Raw genomic sequence first — 14,138 nt, forward strand, 5'->3', positions numbered from 1 at the left:
GCCCAGCCTGACCAGTACACAATCAGCGCTGAGATCATGAACGACACCGGCCCAAGAATCGCGAACGCCCGCACGCGGAAGGGACGCGGCAGATCCGGCGCGTTACGGCGCAGCCCTGCGGCGGTCACCGGCGCGATCGCATAGCTTAACACCAGCGCGGCCGAGACCACACTGATCAGCTGCTCCCAGGAGGGAAACGGCAGCGTCCAGAAGATGGACAAACCGAAAGTCAACCACAGCGCCGGACGCGGAATGCCGGACTCTTTATCAATGTGGGTAAAAGCTTTAAAAAAGGTTCCGGCTTTCGCCCAACCGTAGATAACGCGCGGCGTCGCGTTCATGTAAATATTGCCGGTACCGCTCGGGGAGATGATCGCGTCGCTAATCACCATAAAAGCCAGCCAGCCCATACCGAGGGTAATTGCGATATCGCGATACGGCAGCGAGAACTGTTTACTCACTTCCGCCCAGCCGCCGCTTAACATTTCCGTCGGAATACTGCCGAGAAATGCCAGTTGCAGCAGCACATAGATAATGGTCGACAGCACCACCGACAGAATGAGCGCCACCGGGATAGTACGTTGCGGATGCTGAACCTCGCTGGCGACGGAGATAATCGGCGTCAGGCCCAGATAGGCAAAGATAATCCCGCCAGCGCTGATCGCCGCTTCCACGCCAGACATACCGAACGGCGCAATCCCTTGAGTATACAGGTTTTCCGGCTTAAAGAAGGTGAACAGGGTAATCACTACCAGCAGCGGCACCAGGAACTTCAGCACGCTGATAAAGTTATTCGAGCGGGCAAAGGTTTTGACGCTGTAGTAGTTAAGAGCAAAGAAAAAGCACAGCAGCAGGAACTGCACCACCCAACCCAGCAGGGTCGGCGAGCCGGATCCCGGCTGGGTCAGCGCCGGGAACCAGGCGGCGGCATACTGACGGGCGGCGACAATTTCGATAGAAATGAGGCTTGAGAAGGCAATCAGCGTAATAAAGCCAAGCAGATACCCCATCAGCTCACCGTGCGAAAAGACCGGATAACGAATAATCCCCCCTGCACGCGGCAACGCCGCCCCCAGTTCGCAGTAAACGATGCCCAGCAGCAAAACTGCAAAGCCACCGATCACCCAGGAGGCAATCCCGGCGGGCCCGGCAATCGACGCGACGTGGCTGGCGGCAAAGAGCCAGCCGGAACCAAAAATCGCCCCCAGGCCAATAAACGTCAGATCGGTTAAGGTCAGTTGCTTTTTAAACTTACCCGGCTCAACAACGCGGGTTTGACTGTTATGCGTAGTGTGAATAGTCATCGTGATGCCCTTCCGTCAACATGAGGGGGAAATCGCTTCCCGGGTCCACTGGCCGTTTACCAGGCGCAGCAGGTTCAAAGGGTTAGCATCCTGCAAGGCCGGCGGCAGCAACGTGGGAGGGGCGTTCTGCAGGCAAACCGGCCGAAGAAAACGTTCGATCGCCCGGGTCCCTACCGATGTGCCGCGCGCATCGGTAGTGGCCGGCCAAGGGCCGCCGTGCACCATCGCATCGCACACTTCCACGCCGGTGGGATAGCCGTTAAACAGCACCCGCCCGGCTTTATCACTGAGCAGTGGCAGCAGACGTGCCGCCAGGGGACGATCGTCCGCATCGGCATGCAGCGTCGCCGTCAGTTGCCCCTGCAGCGTACTCACCAGCGCCATCATCTGCGCCTCGTCCGCCACTTCCACCAGTATCGACAGCGGGCCAAACACCTCGGTTTGCAGCACGCTACCCGGTGCCATGAACGCCTCCGCCGTCGCCAGGTACAACAATGCCTGCGCCCGCTGGCCGTTGGTCGCTTCACCGCTGGCCAGCCGCTGCACACCCGGACAGGTATCGAGCGTCTCGACACCGGCGCGATAGTGTTGCAGCGTCGGCGCGTTGAGCAGAACCTGAGCGGGCGCGGCCTGAACCTGTTCACATAACGCGGCTTTAAAGCGCGTCAGCGCTTCGCCCTTGAGCGCCAGAATCACCCCTGGGCGAGTACAAAATTGCCCTCCGCCGAGGGTAAATGATGCCACCAGATCTTTGGCCAGCGACGCCGTGCGCGCGGCCAGCGCCTGAGGCAAAATAATCAGCGGATTAATCGCCGACATTTCCGCAAACAGCGGGATTGGCTGCGGACGCTGCTGCGCCAGTTGGAGTAGCGCTTTTCCCCCCGTCAGCGAACCGGTGAAGCCCACCGCCTGAATCGCCGGATGACGCACCAGCTCGGCACCGATATCGGTACCAAAAATCATGTTGAACACCCCACCGGGCAAAGCGCATTTCTCCACCGCCCGCACAATGGCCTGCGCCGTTTGCTCTGCGGTTGCCATATGCCCGGGATGCGCCTTAACCACCACCGGGCAACCGGCCGCCAGCGCCGAGGCGGTATCGCCGCCGGCGGTAGAGAAGGCCAGCGGAAAATTGCTGGCGCCGAATACCGCAACCGGGCCAAGCGCCACCTGGTACTGGCGCAGATCTGCTCGCGGTAAGGGTTGACGCTCTGGCAGCGCCGTATCAATGCGCGCCCCCAGAACATCGCCGCACCGCAACAGAGCGGCAAACATCCGCAGCTGACCGCTGGTTCGCGCCCGCTCGCCGTGTAAACGCGCCAGCGGCAGTGCTGTCTCAGCATGGGCAATGGCAAAAAAAGTCTCGTTCAGCCGGTCCAGTTCATCGGCAATGGTCTCCAGAAAGCGTGCGCGCGTCTCTGGTAAGGTTGCGGAATAGACGGCAAAAGCCTGCGCCGCCGCCTGCGCCGCCAGTGCGGCCTCCCCCCGCGAGGCCGGATAAAAACGGTGGCCGGTGGTATCGCCATCCGCCGCCTTCAGACTGAGGAGCGTGGCTTCGCCGCTGGCAACGCGACGCCCGGCGATAAACTGCCGACCCGCCGTCATTTCTGTTTCGCTCATCATCGCTCCCCGCCTCACAGGCCTACGTCCGGCAGCACAGGACGTGTCGCCAGCGCCTGTTCCACGATATTCACCACCTGCTGACGGGTCTCCCCTTCCAGCGCCAGGCGCGGCGGACGGGTGACGGCGCTGCCGCGTCCCAGCAGCTCTTCGCACAGCTTGATGCACTGCACAAGATCCGGACGCGCGTCCAGGTGCAGCAGCGGCATAAACCAGCGATAGAGCGCCATGGCTTCGTCATAGCGTTTCTGTGCGGCAAGACGGAACAGGGTTTCGCCTTCACGCGGGAAAGCGTTCGACATTCCGGAAATCCACCCTTCCGCGCCTACGGCGATGCTCTCTACCACCACGTCATCCAGCCCGGCGAATAGCACGAAGCGGTCGCCGACGGTGTTACGCAGATCGACGAAACGACGGGTGTCCCCGGATGAGTCTTTGAAGCAGACGATATTGTCGCAATCGGTCAGGGTGGCGAGGATATCTGGCGTGACGTCGTTCTTGTAAATCGGCGGGTTGTTATAAACCATAATCGGCAGGTCTGTGGCGGTGGCCACGCTGCGGAAGTGGGCGGCGGTTTCGTGCGGCTTCGAGGAGTAGACCAGCGCCGGCATCACCATAATCCCGTCGACGCCAACACGCTCGGCCTCTTGCGCCATCTTCTGCGCGAAAGCGGTAGTGAACTCGGCGACCCCGGCAATCACCGGAATTTTGCCGCCTGCCGCATCCTTCGCCACTTCAATAATCTGCAGTTTTTCCTCGGTTGTCAGCGAAGTATTTTCCCCGACGCTGCCACACACCACGAGTCCGGAGACACCGTCTCTGACCAGATTTTTCATCACCGCATGGGTGGCGTGCAAATCGAGGGAGTAATCATGACGAAACTGCGTGCTGACTGCCGGAAATACGCCGCTCCAGTGAATCGCTTTTTTGCTCATGCTCGGTTCCTTGTCGTCATTTTGTTAAGTCAAAGTGAATGAATGGTGAATTTTCACTGACAGATTGACGTTTCATGGACCCGGCGGCTTGTCGGTTTTCCTCCAATACGATGACGAAATTAGCACAGTCGCAAAAAGTGTGAGCTGGCGATTATCCCGCCAGCGCCAGGCGAAAATCACGCGGCGTGGAGCCGGTCATCGCTTTAAACTGACGGCTGAAGGCGCTGTGATCGGTATAGCCGCACTGCAGCGCAATATCGGTAATCGGCGTCTCTCCCGCCAACAGCTCGGTGGCTTTTTCGAGGCGAACTTTGTGGATCATCTGCCGCGGCGTGAGATGAAAGATCCGTTTGCAATAGCGTTCGATCTGCGCCACGGACATGCCGCTTAACCCGGTCAACTCTTCCATGGTGATCGGTCGATGGTAGTGGCGACGAATATGATCGTCGACGATCGCCAGCCGCTGCCACGCCGGATGTCGGGCGTGGGCCTCCTGAAGATCGTGCGAGATCCCCGCCATGCCGATCACCTGGCCGTGAACATCGCGCAGCGCTAGCTTTTGCGTCAGACACCAGCCGCGCTCACGCCCGTTATAGAGGTGCATTTCGAGCTGGTCGCGCAGGGTCACCCCTTCTCTCAACACCCGCAGATCCTGTTCGGTATAGCCCTGCCCCAGCGCCGATGGAAAGACGTCGGCCGAGGTTTTGCCTAACAGCGAGGAGACGCTTTTAAAGCCGCAGCGACGGGCCAGCGTCAGGTTCGCCAGCAGATAGCGCGCTTGGGCATCTTTGATAAAAAAGACCACATTGGGAATCGCGTTCAGCAGCGGCGCGATGAGCGCCAGCGCATTGAGCAACGACGGCATGTTTTCCGGGCGCTGGCGCGCCAGCCCTTCGCAAATCTGGCTCAGCTCATCCACGGCCAGATCCGTAGCCTCAACCGGAGCGTGCTCCGAAGTAGCAGCAGTAACACAGAACATAAGGCTTCCTCATGGCGGATGACGGGAGGATATTTATTCACCTTTTAGTAACATATCAAGCAGCAATACCGCGTTTTGCGATCCTGACTCCGGTTTATATTTTCCCGTGAGTACGCCGCTGGCGCGATGGCGACCTTCGGTTTACCACAGCAATAACCAAATGATTAATAATAAATAACTATGCCATTCATAAACAGGCGCCGCCGTTTACTGTGCCGATTTCGTCATTTTCTGTGGTGAAAGCGTTCAAGCCGGAGGCGGTCTGTTGCGCCAGCATGATGAAACAAATCGTTAACCTCCGGAGATAGCCATGACTGCGCCACGCCACCCCATTGAACTCAGAGCCATTGATTCTCATACCGGCGGCGAACCGACACGCCTGATCGTGGATGGTTTTCCGGATCTCGGTAACGGCAGCATGGCGGAGCGCCGCGAACGCTTCGCCAGCGAATTCGATCGCTGGCGCCAGGCGATTATCCTGGAGCCGCGCGGCAACGATGTGCTGGTGGGGGCGCTGCTGTGCAAGCCGGTTTCACCGCAGGCAACCGCCGGGGTGATTTTCTTCAACAATGCCGGCTTTCTGAATATGTGCGGCCATGGCACCATCGGGCTTATCGCCTCGCTGGCCTGGCTTGGCCGCATTAAGCCGGGCACCCACCTGATTGAAACGCCGGTGGGCAACGTCAGCGCGACGCTACATCAGGACGGCAGTGTCTCGCTGGAGAATGTTCCGGCCCGGCGCGGCAAAAAACAGCTCAGCGTCAGCACATCGGTAGGTACCGTCACCGGTGATATTGCCTGGGGCGGCAACTGGTTTTTCCTCATCAACGATCATCCTTTCACCCTCGATCCCGCCCAAATTCCGCAGCTTACCGAGTATGCGTGGGCCGTACGTGAAGGGCTGGAAGCCGCCGGGATCCGCGGCGATGACGGTGGCGAAATCGACCATATCGAACTCTTTGCCGACGATGCCGATGCCGACAGCCGCAGCTTCGTACTGTGTCCGGGGAAAGCCTGGGATCGTTCGCCGTGCGGCACCGGAACCAGCGCCAAACTGGCCTGTCTGGCCGAAGATGGCAAGCTGCAGCCTGGCGAACTCTGGTGCCAGGCCAGTATTATCGGCAGCCAGTTTACCGCCAGCTATGCGCGCAGCGACGCCGGTATCATTCCGACGATCCGCGGCGAAGCCTGGGTTTGCGGCGATACCCGGCTGATCCTCAACCCGGACGATCCTTTCTGCTGGGGGATCGTGCCGTGAACCACGCCGACGTCATCGTGATCGGCGCCGGGATCGTCGGCGCCGCTTGCGCCTGGCAGTTGGCGAAACGTGGGCAAAAAGTGATTCTGCTCGACGATCGCCAGCCGGGCGCCACCGCAGCCGGAATGGGACATCTGGTGTGTATGGATGACAATCCCGCCGAACTCGCGCTCTCCGCCTGGTCGCTGGAACGCTGGCGTACCCTCACGCCGCAGATGCCCGAGCGCTGCGCCTGGCGCGGCTGCGGTACTCTGTGGCTGGCGGAAACCGCCCAGGAACTGGAGATCGCCCGGGAAAAACAGCGGCGAATGTCGGCATATCAGGTCTCCAGCGAGATGCAGACCCCCTCACAGCTGACGCAGCGAGAACCGCTGCTGCGTTCAGGCCTGCAGGGCGGACTGTGGGTGCCCGGCGATGCTATCGTCTACGCCCCTGAAGTCGCGCGCTGGTTTATCGCCAACGCGGGAGACAACCTGACCTGCCTCACCGAAGGCGCCACGGAAATCGCCGAGCCAGCGGTAACGTTGACCAGCGGAAAACAACTGCGGGCGTCGGCTATCGTTGTCGCCTGCGGCCTCGGCGCTAATGGGCTGTTGGGGGAGAACTGGCTGCGGCCAAAGAAAGGTCAGTTGGCGATCACCGACCGCTACGGCCCGTTACTCCATCATCAGTTGGTTGAACTGGGCTACGGCGCCAGCGCTCACGGCGGCGGTACCTCGGTCGCGTTTAACGTCCAGCCGCGCCCCACCGGACAACTGCTGATCGGCTCTTCGCGGCAGTTTGATAACTCAGAAAACCAGCTGGATTTGCCGCTGCTGGCGCAGATGCTCGACCGCGCCCGGCACTTCCTGCCTGCTCTGACCGGGCTGAATATTATCCGCTGCTGGAGCGGCTTTCGCGCCGTGTCAGAGGACGGAAATCCCCTGATTGGTCCCCACCCGTCACGTCCCGGCCTGTGGCTGGCGCTGGGTCATGAAGGGCTCGGCGTCACCACCGCCCCTGCCAGCGCGGAGCTGCTCGTCGCCCAGCTCTTGGGCGAGTGCTCTCCGTTCGCCCCCGACGCGTGGCTACCGACCCGCCTGTTCAAAAAAGAGGCTATCGCATGAGCCAGACTATCCCGGTGATGATTGAAGGTGAAAAACGCGACGTTCCGGTGGGAATCAGCGTCGCGGCGGCGCTGTCGTTGACGGCGAATCCCACCACACGCGTGGCCGTCGGTGGCCAGCCCCGCGCCCCTTTTTGCGGGATCGGCATTTGCCAGGAGTGCCGGGTGACCGTCAACGGACGGCGGGTACTGGCTTGCCAGACGCTGTGCCAGCCCGGAATGACAATTGAAAGGAGCCGCCATGCAAACCCTGCGCTGTGACATTCTGATTCTCGGCTCCGGCCCGGCGGGTCTCGCCGCTGCGCTGGCGGCCGCGTCCTGCGGTAAGCAGGTCGTTATCCTCGACGATAATCCTCGCCCCGGCGGACAGATCTGGCGCGAGGGTCCGCAGGTGCAGCTCCCTGCTCTGGCGCGCCGCTACCGGGAAGCCGTTGCCGCGGAGAAAAACATCACCTTGCTCAACGGCGCCCGGCTTATCGCCCGCCCCTCGGCGCATAGCGTCCTGTTCGAAACCGCTGACGACAGCGGGCTTGTCGAATGGCAAAAGCTGATCCTCTGCTGCGGCGCACGCGAACTCTCGCTGCCTTTCCCCGGCTGGACACTTCCCGGCGTCACCGGCGCCGGTGGGCTACAGGCGCAAATTAAACACGGTCTGACGCTCCGGGGGCAAAAGGTGGTCATTGCCGGCAGCGGCCCGTTGCTGTTGGCGGTGGCCGCGACGGTGAAAAAAAGCGGAGGTGAAGTACGACAGATTGTTGAGCAGGCCCCGCTCAGCGTATTACTGCGTTTTGGCAGCAGCCTGTGGCGCTGGCCGGAAAAACTTCGCCAGTTGCCCACCCTTGCCCCGCGACGCTACCTGAGCGGCAGCCAGGTGATTCGCGCCCACGGCGAGACGCAGCTTGAAGCCATTACGCTGCGCGATGCCCGCGGCGTTGAGCGGACAATCGCCTGCCAGCGACTGGCTATCGGTTACGGCCTGGTCCCCAATATTGAAACCGCGCTGCTCTTCGGCTGCGCGATGGCTGACGAGGCAATAGCGGTGAATCGCTGGCAGCAGACCAGCGTCGAGAACATCTACGCCGCGGGTGAATGCACCGGTTTCGGTGGCAGCGAACTGGCGCTGGCAGAGGGTGAAATTGCCGGCTTTGCGGCCGCTGACTCCGAGGCTCGCGCACAGCCCCTCTTTGCCCGTCGCGAGCGCTGGCAGGCATTTGCTCATGCGCTCAACCGCGCATTCACCCTGCCAGAGAGCCTGAAAAACGCCGCCACGCCGGATAGCCTGCTGTGCCGCTGCGAAGATGTGCGCTGTGGCGACGTTGCCGATGCCGATAGCTGGCACCAGGCAAAGCTGACCCGTCGCTGCGGAATGGGCGCCTGTCAGGGAAAAACCTGCGCGACCACCGCCCGCTGGCTGTACGGCTGGCCGCTACCGCAACCGCGTGAGCCGCTCTCTCCCGCCAGAACCGAAACGCTTATCGCACTGGCCGACAGCCGAACGTTGCGCTGATCTACTCTTCCTCATCACGTTCATCCCTGCGCCCGGCGCCCGGACGGTTGCCGAGCGCAATAAACTCTTCCAGCAGCGCGGTCAACTGCTGCATTTTTTCCCTGGTGAACTGCGCTTCAATCAGGCGATAGGCCTCTTCCACCTGCGCCTGCGCGCTTTCGTACAGTGTATAGCCCGCCGACGTCAGCGAAATATACAGCTTGCGCTGATCGTTGACCGGCTTGAGACGCAGCACCAGACCGTCGCGCTCCATACGGGTCAAAATACCGGTCAGACTGGGGCGCAGGATGCAGGCGCGGAACGCCAGATCGTGAAAATCCATTGACGGATTTTCCGCGAGAATGCGCACAATGCGCCACTGCTGCTCGGTGAGATTATGGCGTTTAACGATCGGTCGGAAATGGCCCATCGCCACTTCCCGCGCCTGCAACAACGCAATGGTTAACGAATCATGCATCACATACCCTCGACATCGCACTTTTATGTTTATTAATAAGTTAATAATTAGCGCCTATCCTGCGATGACGCAACCGGTTTCTGCACCTGAAAAGTACCAGCCTGGACAATAAAAACATTTAACTAACTGATTATTAATACATAAATACTTTAAGTGTAAATTTATTGTTAATTAGGTCACAAAACATTCACTTCTGTTTGCTAAACCTCGCTACAAAGAATAAAAGATGATCATTAACATATTAATGATCATCTTTTAGCATCTGACATCAGTACCAGAGGAGTGGTGAATGAGAGGTACCATCTTCGCCGTTGCGCTTAACCATCGCAGCCAGCTTGACGCCTGGCGCGACGCGTTCCAACAGGCCCCTTACAAAACGCCGCCGAAGACCGCGGTCTGGTTTATCAAACCCCGCAATACCGTTATCGGTACGGGTGAGGCCATCCCTTATCCGCAGGGTGAAGCCGTACAGAGCGGCGCAACCGTCGCGCTGATTGTCGGTAAAACCGCGCGTAAGGTTTCCGCCGATAACGCCGCCTCTTTTATTGCCGGCTATGCGCTGGCCAATGACGTCAGCCTGCCGGAAGAGAGTTTCTACCGCCCGGCGATTAAGGCCAAATGCCGCGATGGCTTCTGCCCTATCGGCACTCTCGCCCCGCGGCATAACGTGGACAATCTGACCATCATCACTGAAATCAACGGCCGCGAGGCCGATAGCTGGCATACCGGCGATCTACAGCGCAATGCCGCCGAACTGTTAAGCGCGCTGAGCGAGTTTGCCACCCTAAACCCCGGAGATGCCATTCTGATCGGTACCCCTCACGTCCGCGTCACGCTGCAACCCGGCGATCGTGTGCGGATCCTCGCCGAAGGTTTCCCGCCGCTGGAAAACCCGGTTGTTGCAGAAGGAGAACTGGCATGAAACAGGCACGTATTGCATGGCAAGGCGCCCCCTACGACGTCCAGGTCGATGAACGAGACCAGCTTCGCCTCGCCGATGGCACCTTGCTTAAAGCAGGCGAATTTCGCTGGCTGCCGCCTGCCGAAGGAACGCTGTTCGCACTGGGTCTGAACTATGCCGATCACGCCAGCGAACTGGAGTTTAAACCGCCGGAAGAGCCGCTGGTCTTTATCAAAGCGCCAAACACCTTTATCGGTCATGAACAAGAGTCGGTTCGCCCGGACAACGTGGAGTACATGCATTACGAAGCCGAACTGGTGGTGGTGATCGGCAAAACCGCGCGCCACGTCGCCGAAGCCGATGCCATGGACTACGTCGCCGGCTACACCGTCTGCAATGACTACGCCATTCGCGACTATCTGGAAAACTACTACCGGCCGAATCTGCGGGTGAAAAGCCGCGACACGCTGACGCCTGTCGGGCCGTGGATCGTCGCGAAAGAGGCGATCCCGGATCCGCATAACCTGACTCTGCGCACCTGGGTCAACGGCGAGCTGCGCCAGCAGGGCACCACTGCCGATCTGATCTTCAGTATCCCGTTCCTGATCGCTTACCTGAGTGCATTCATGACCCTGCAACCGGGCGACATGATCGCCACCGGTACGCCGAAAGGGCTGTCCGACGTGGTGCCGGGTGACGAAGTGATCGTCGAAGTCGAAGGCGTCGGCCGCCTGGTCAACCGCATCATCAGCCAGCAAGCGTATGAGGAGAAGCTGTCATGAAAAAAATTAACCATTGGATCAACGGCAAAAATGTCGCAGGCACCGAGTATTTCCATACCACCAACCCGGCCAGCGGTGAAGTGCTGGCGGAAGTCGCTTCCGGCGGCGAAGCCGAAGTGAATCAGGCCGTTGCCGCCGCGAAAGAAGCGTTCCCGAAATGGGCCAACCTGCCGATGAAAGAGCGCGCGCGCCTGATGCGTCGCCTGGGCGCTCTGATCGACCAGAACGTTCCGGAGATCGCCGCGCTGGAAACCGCCGATACCGGCCTGCCGATCCATCAGACCAAAAATGTGCTGATTCCTCGCGCTTCGCACAACTTCGAGTTTTTCGCCGAAGTGTGCCAACAGATGAACGGTAAGACCTACCCGGTTGACGACAAGATGCTCAACTACACCCTCGTGCAACCGGTCGGCGTGTGTGCGCTGGTGTCGCCGTGGAACGTGCCGTTTATGACCGCCACCTGGAAGGTCGCACCGTGCCTGGCGCTGGGTAATACCGCGGTGCTGAAGATGTCTGAGCTGTCGCCGCTGACCGCCGATCGTCTGGGCGAACTGGCGCGGGAAGCGGGTATTCCGGCCGGCGTACTCAACGTGGTGCAGGGCTACGGCGCCAGCGCCGGCGATGCCCTGGTACGTCATCACGACGTCCGCGCGGTGTCGTTTACCGGTGGTACCGCCACCGGGCGCAACATCATGAAAAATGCCGGCCTGAAGAAGTACTCCATGGAGTTGGGCGGCAAATCGCCGGTGCTGATTTTTGAAGATGCCGATATCGAGCGCGCCCTCGACGCTGCGCTGTTCACCATCTTCTCAATCAACGGCGAACGCTGCACCGCCGGGTCGCGCATCTTCATTCAGCAGAGTATCTACCCGGAATTCGTTAAACGCTTTGCGGAACGCGCCAATCGCCTGCGCGTGGGCGATCCGACCGATCCGAATACCCAGGTCGGGGCACTGATCAGCCAGCAGCACTGGGAAAAAGTCTCCGGCTATATCCGCCTGGGGATCGAAGAAGGCGCCACCCTGCTGGCTGGCGGCCCGGACAAACCGTCCGATCTACCGGGGCATCTGAAAAGCGGCAACTTTCTGCGTCCGACGGTGCTGGCGGACGTGGATAACCGGATGCGCGTCGCGCAAGAAGAGATTTTTGGCCCGGTGGCCTGCCTGCTGCCGTTTAAAGACGAAGCGGAAGGGCTGCGCCTGGCGAACGACATCGAATATGGTCTGGCGTCCTATATCTGGACCCAGGACATCAGCAAAGTGCTGCGCCTGGCGCGCGGCATCGAAGCCGGCATGGTGTTCGTCAATACCCAGAACGTCCGCGATCTGCGCCAGCCATTTGGTGGCGTGAAAGCCTCCGGCACCGGCCGTGAAGGCGGCGAGTACAGCTTTGAAGTGTTCGCTGAAATGAAAAACGTCTGTATTTCCATGGGCGACCATCCGATCCCGAAATGGGGCGTATAACCGCCATCCGTCGAGCCGCACCCGGGCTGTCTGCGGCTCACACTATTCAAGTTATGTAAGGAGAACACCGCATGGGCAAATTAGCGTTAGCCGCCAAAATCACTCACGTGCCGTCAATGTATCTCTCTGAACTACCCGGGAAAAATCATGGCTGCCGTCAGGCTGCCATCGACGGCCATAAAGAAATTGGCCAACGCTGCCGTGAAATGGGCGTCGATACGATTATCGTTTTCGATACCCACTGGCTGGTCAACAGCGCTTACCACATTAACTGCGCCGACCATTTCAAAGGCGTCTATACCAGCAACGAACTGCCGCACTTTATCCGCGACATGACCTACGACTACGACGGTAACCCGGAGTTGGGTCAGTTGATTGCCGACGAAGCGATCAAACTGGGCGTGCGAGCGAAAGCGCACAACATCCCCAGCCTGAAGCTGGAGTACGGCACTCTGGTGCCGATGCGCTACATGAACAGCGATAAACATTTCAAAGTGGTGTCGATCTCCGCGTTCTGCACCGTTCACGATTTTGCCGACAGCCGCAAGCTGGGCGAAGCCATCGTCAAAGCCATTGAAAAATATGATGGTACCGTGGCGATCTTCGCCAGCGGCTCGCTGTCGCACCGCTTTATCGACGACCAGCGCGCCGAAGAGGGGATGAACAGCTACACCCGCGAATTTGATCATCAGATGGATGAACGCGTGGTGAAGCTGTGGCGTGAAGGCAAGTTCAAAGAGTTCTGCACCATGCTGCCGGAGTACGCCGACTACTGCTACGGCGAAGGCAACATGCACGACACGGTGATGCTGCTCGGCGTGCTCGGCTGGGACAAATACGACGGCAAGGTGGAGTTTATTACCGACCTCTTCGCCAGCTCCGGCACCGGTCAGGTCAACGCCGTGTTCCCGCTTCCGGCCCAGGCGTAAGGAGTCACTATGCCGCATTTTATCGCTGAGTGTACCGACAACATCCGCGAACAGGCGGATTTACCCGGCCTGTTCGCCCAGATCAACCAGGAGCTGGCCGCCACCGGCATCTTCCCGATGGGTGGCATCCGCAGCCGCGCCATCTGGCTGGATACCTGGCAGATGGCCGACGGCAGGCAGGATTACGCCTTCGTACACATGACGCTGAAAATCGGCAGCGGGCGTAGCCTGGAGAGCCGTGAAGAGGTCGGCGCAATGCTGTTTGGCCTGATTAAAAGCCACTTCGCCGCGCTGATGGAGAGCCGCTATCTGGCGCTGTCATTTGAAATTGAAGAACTGCACCCGACGCTGAACTACAAACAGAACAACGTCCACCCCTTGTTTAAATAGCGCGCCTTTTCGCCCGGTGGCACTGCGCTTACCGGGCCGACAACGGCCAGAACAACGCACTAACCGTAGGCCGGGTGAGCGCAGCGCCACCCGGTGCCGCGACACCGAACGAGGTAACAGGAAGCTACTATGCTCGATAAACAAACCCGCACCCTGATCGCCCAGCGACTGGATCAAGCCGAAAAACAACGTGAGCAGATCCGCGCGATCTCGCTGGATTATCCGTCGATCACTATTGAGGACGCCTACGCCATCCAGCGCGAGTGGGTCGCGATGAAGATCGCCGAAGGGCGGGTACTGAAAGGCCATAAGATCGGCCTGACATCAAAAGCGATGCAGGCCAGTTCGCAAATTAGCGAGCCGGACTACGGCGCGCTGCTCGATGATATGTTTTTTCACGATGGTAGCGACATTCCGACCGACCGTTTTATCGTGCCGCGGATTGAAGTCGAGCTGGCTTTCGTGCTGGCAAAACCGCTGCGTGGCCCAAACAGCACCCTGTTCGACG

Annotated in this window: 13 protein-coding genes and 1 pseudogene; 9 read left to right on the top strand and 5 right to left on the bottom strand. The window is 59.8% G+C overall.

The window, feature by feature from the left end; all coding sequences use genetic code 11:
• The 4 genes from ACZAHD_RS17450 to ACZAHD_RS17465 form a co-directional block, all read right to left on the bottom strand.
• Positions 1 to 1,304: APC family permease (locus tag ACZAHD_RS17450; protein ID WP_462457898.1), on the bottom strand; the 1,304-nt coding region annotated here is incomplete at its 3' end.
• A 15-nt stretch (positions 1,305 to 1,319) separates the two neighbouring features.
• Positions 1,320 to 2,924: an aldehyde dehydrogenase (NADP(+)) gene (locus ACZAHD_RS17455; RefSeq protein ID WP_462457910.1), complete on the bottom strand. Its 1,605-nt coding sequence runs from the start codon at positions 2,922 to 2,924 to the stop codon at positions 1,320 to 1,322.
• Positions 2,925 to 2,938: 14 nt separating this feature from the next.
• Entirely contained in the window at positions 2,939 to 3,859 is a 921-nt protein-coding gene (locus tag ACZAHD_RS17460) for a dihydrodipicolinate synthase family protein (protein ID WP_462457899.1), read from the bottom strand.
• Positions 3,860 to 4,010: 151 nt separating this feature from the next.
• Complete coding sequence (locus tag ACZAHD_RS17465; protein ID WP_462457900.1) at positions 4,011 to 4,838, bottom strand: helix-turn-helix domain-containing protein; 828 nt, start codon at positions 4,836 to 4,838, stop codon at positions 4,011 to 4,013.
• A gap of 310 nt (positions 4,839 to 5,148) precedes the next feature.
• Between ACZAHD_RS17465 and ACZAHD_RS17470 the strand changes: the two genes are divergently transcribed.
• The 4 genes from ACZAHD_RS17470 to ACZAHD_RS17485 are packed head-to-tail and all read left to right on the top strand — an operon-like array spanning position 5,149 to position 8,708.
• The gene (locus tag ACZAHD_RS17470) at positions 5,149 to 6,096 is read left to right on the top strand and encodes a 4-hydroxyproline epimerase (protein WP_462457901.1); all 948 of its coding nucleotides are present in this window, start codon (positions 5,149 to 5,151) and stop codon (positions 6,094 to 6,096) included.
• Positions 6,093 to 7,202, top strand: coding sequence for an NAD(P)/FAD-dependent oxidoreductase (locus ACZAHD_RS17475; protein ID WP_462457902.1), 1,110 nt, complete (start codon positions 6,093 to 6,095; stop codon positions 7,200 to 7,202). The genes ACZAHD_RS17470 and ACZAHD_RS17475 overlap by 4 nt, the downstream gene beginning before the upstream one ends.
• Positions 7,199 to 7,462 (top strand): 2Fe-2S iron-sulfur cluster-binding protein, encoded by a 264-nt coding sequence (locus tag ACZAHD_RS17480; RefSeq protein ID WP_462457903.1) that lies wholly within the window; start codon positions 7,199 to 7,201, stop codon positions 7,460 to 7,462. The genes ACZAHD_RS17475 and ACZAHD_RS17480 overlap by 4 nt, the downstream gene beginning before the upstream one ends.
• On the top strand, positions 7,443 to 8,708 hold the full coding sequence (locus ACZAHD_RS17485; RefSeq protein ID WP_462457904.1) for an FAD-dependent oxidoreductase: 1,266 nt from the start codon (positions 7,443 to 7,445) through the stop codon (positions 8,706 to 8,708). Before ACZAHD_RS17480 ends, ACZAHD_RS17485 begins: the two co-directional genes overlap by 20 nt.
• A 1-nt stretch (position 8,709) precedes the next feature.
• Here the strand turns inward: ACZAHD_RS17485 and hpaR are convergent, their stop codons facing one another.
• A complete protein-coding gene (gene hpaR / locus ACZAHD_RS17490) occupies positions 8,710 to 9,165 on the bottom strand; it encodes a homoprotocatechuate degradation operon regulator HpaR (protein WP_462457905.1) in 456 nt (151 codons plus the stop codon).
• Between the two features lie 289 nt (positions 9,166 to 9,454).
• On the opposite strand from hpaR, the pseudogene ACZAHD_RS17495 reads away from it, so the two are divergent.
• The 5 genes and pseudogenes from ACZAHD_RS17495 to ACZAHD_RS17515 form a co-directional block, all read left to right on the top strand.
• A pseudogene (locus ACZAHD_RS17495) lies at positions 9,455 to 10,848 on the top strand (fumarylacetoacetate hydrolase family protein).
• Positions 10,845 to 12,311, top strand: coding sequence for a 5-carboxymethyl-2-hydroxymuconate semialdehyde dehydrogenase (gene hpaE, locus ACZAHD_RS17500; RefSeq protein WP_462457906.1), 1,467 nt, complete (start codon positions 10,845 to 10,847; stop codon positions 12,309 to 12,311). Before ACZAHD_RS17495 ends, hpaE begins: the two are co-directional and overlap by 4 nt.
• Positions 12,312 to 12,382: 71 nt before the next feature.
• Entirely contained in the window at positions 12,383 to 13,240 is an 858-nt protein-coding gene (gene hpaD / locus ACZAHD_RS17505; protein WP_462457907.1) for a 3,4-dihydroxyphenylacetate 2,3-dioxygenase, read from the top strand.
• A gap of 9 nt (positions 13,241 to 13,249) precedes the next feature.
• Positions 13,250 to 13,630: a 5-carboxymethyl-2-hydroxymuconate Delta-isomerase gene (locus ACZAHD_RS17510; RefSeq protein WP_462457908.1), complete on the top strand. Its 381-nt coding sequence runs from the start codon at positions 13,250 to 13,252 to the stop codon at positions 13,628 to 13,630.
• A 129-nt stretch (positions 13,631 to 13,759) separates the two neighbouring features.
• Positions 13,760 to 14,138: FAA hydrolase family protein (locus ACZAHD_RS17515; RefSeq protein ID WP_462457909.1), on the top strand; the 379-nt coding region annotated here is incomplete at its 3' end.

It is taken from the genome of Raoultella sp. (assembly GCF_039594335.1).
GTDB lineage: Bacteria > Pseudomonadota > Gammaproteobacteria > Enterobacterales > Enterobacteriaceae > Klebsiella.

Coding starts and splice junctions, on each gene's coding strand:
- hpaD (WP_462457907.1), top strand. CDS start 12,383: ATGGGCAAATTAGCGTTAGCCGCCAAAATCACTCACGTGCCGTCAATG.
- ACZAHD_RS17485 (WP_462457904.1), top strand. CDS start 7,443: ATGCAAACCCTGCGCTGTGACATTCTGATTCTCGGCTCCGGCCCGGCG.
- ACZAHD_RS17510 (WP_462457908.1), top strand. CDS start 13,250: ATGCCGCATTTTATCGCTGAGTGTACCGACAACATCCGCGAACAGGCG.
- hpaR (WP_462457905.1), bottom strand. CDS start 9,165: ATGCATGATTCGTTAACCATTGCGTTGTTGCAGGCGCGGGAAGTGGCG.
- ACZAHD_RS17455 (WP_462457910.1), bottom strand. CDS start 2,924: ATGAGCGAAACAGAAATGACGGCGGGTCGGCAGTTTATCGCCGGGCGT.
- ACZAHD_RS17460 (WP_462457899.1), bottom strand. CDS start 3,859: ATGAGCAAAAAAGCGATTCACTGGAGCGGCGTATTTCCGGCAGTCAGC.
- ACZAHD_RS17470 (WP_462457901.1), top strand. CDS start 5,149: ATGACTGCGCCACGCCACCCCATTGAACTCAGAGCCATTGATTCTCAT.
- hpaE (WP_462457906.1), top strand. CDS start 10,845: ATGAAAAAAATTAACCATTGGATCAACGGCAAAAATGTCGCAGGCACC.
- ACZAHD_RS17465 (WP_462457900.1), bottom strand. CDS start 4,838: ATGTTCTGTGTTACTGCTGCTACTTCGGAGCACGCTCCGGTTGAGGCT.
- ACZAHD_RS17480 (WP_462457903.1), top strand. CDS start 7,199: ATGAGCCAGACTATCCCGGTGATGATTGAAGGTGAAAAACGCGACGTT.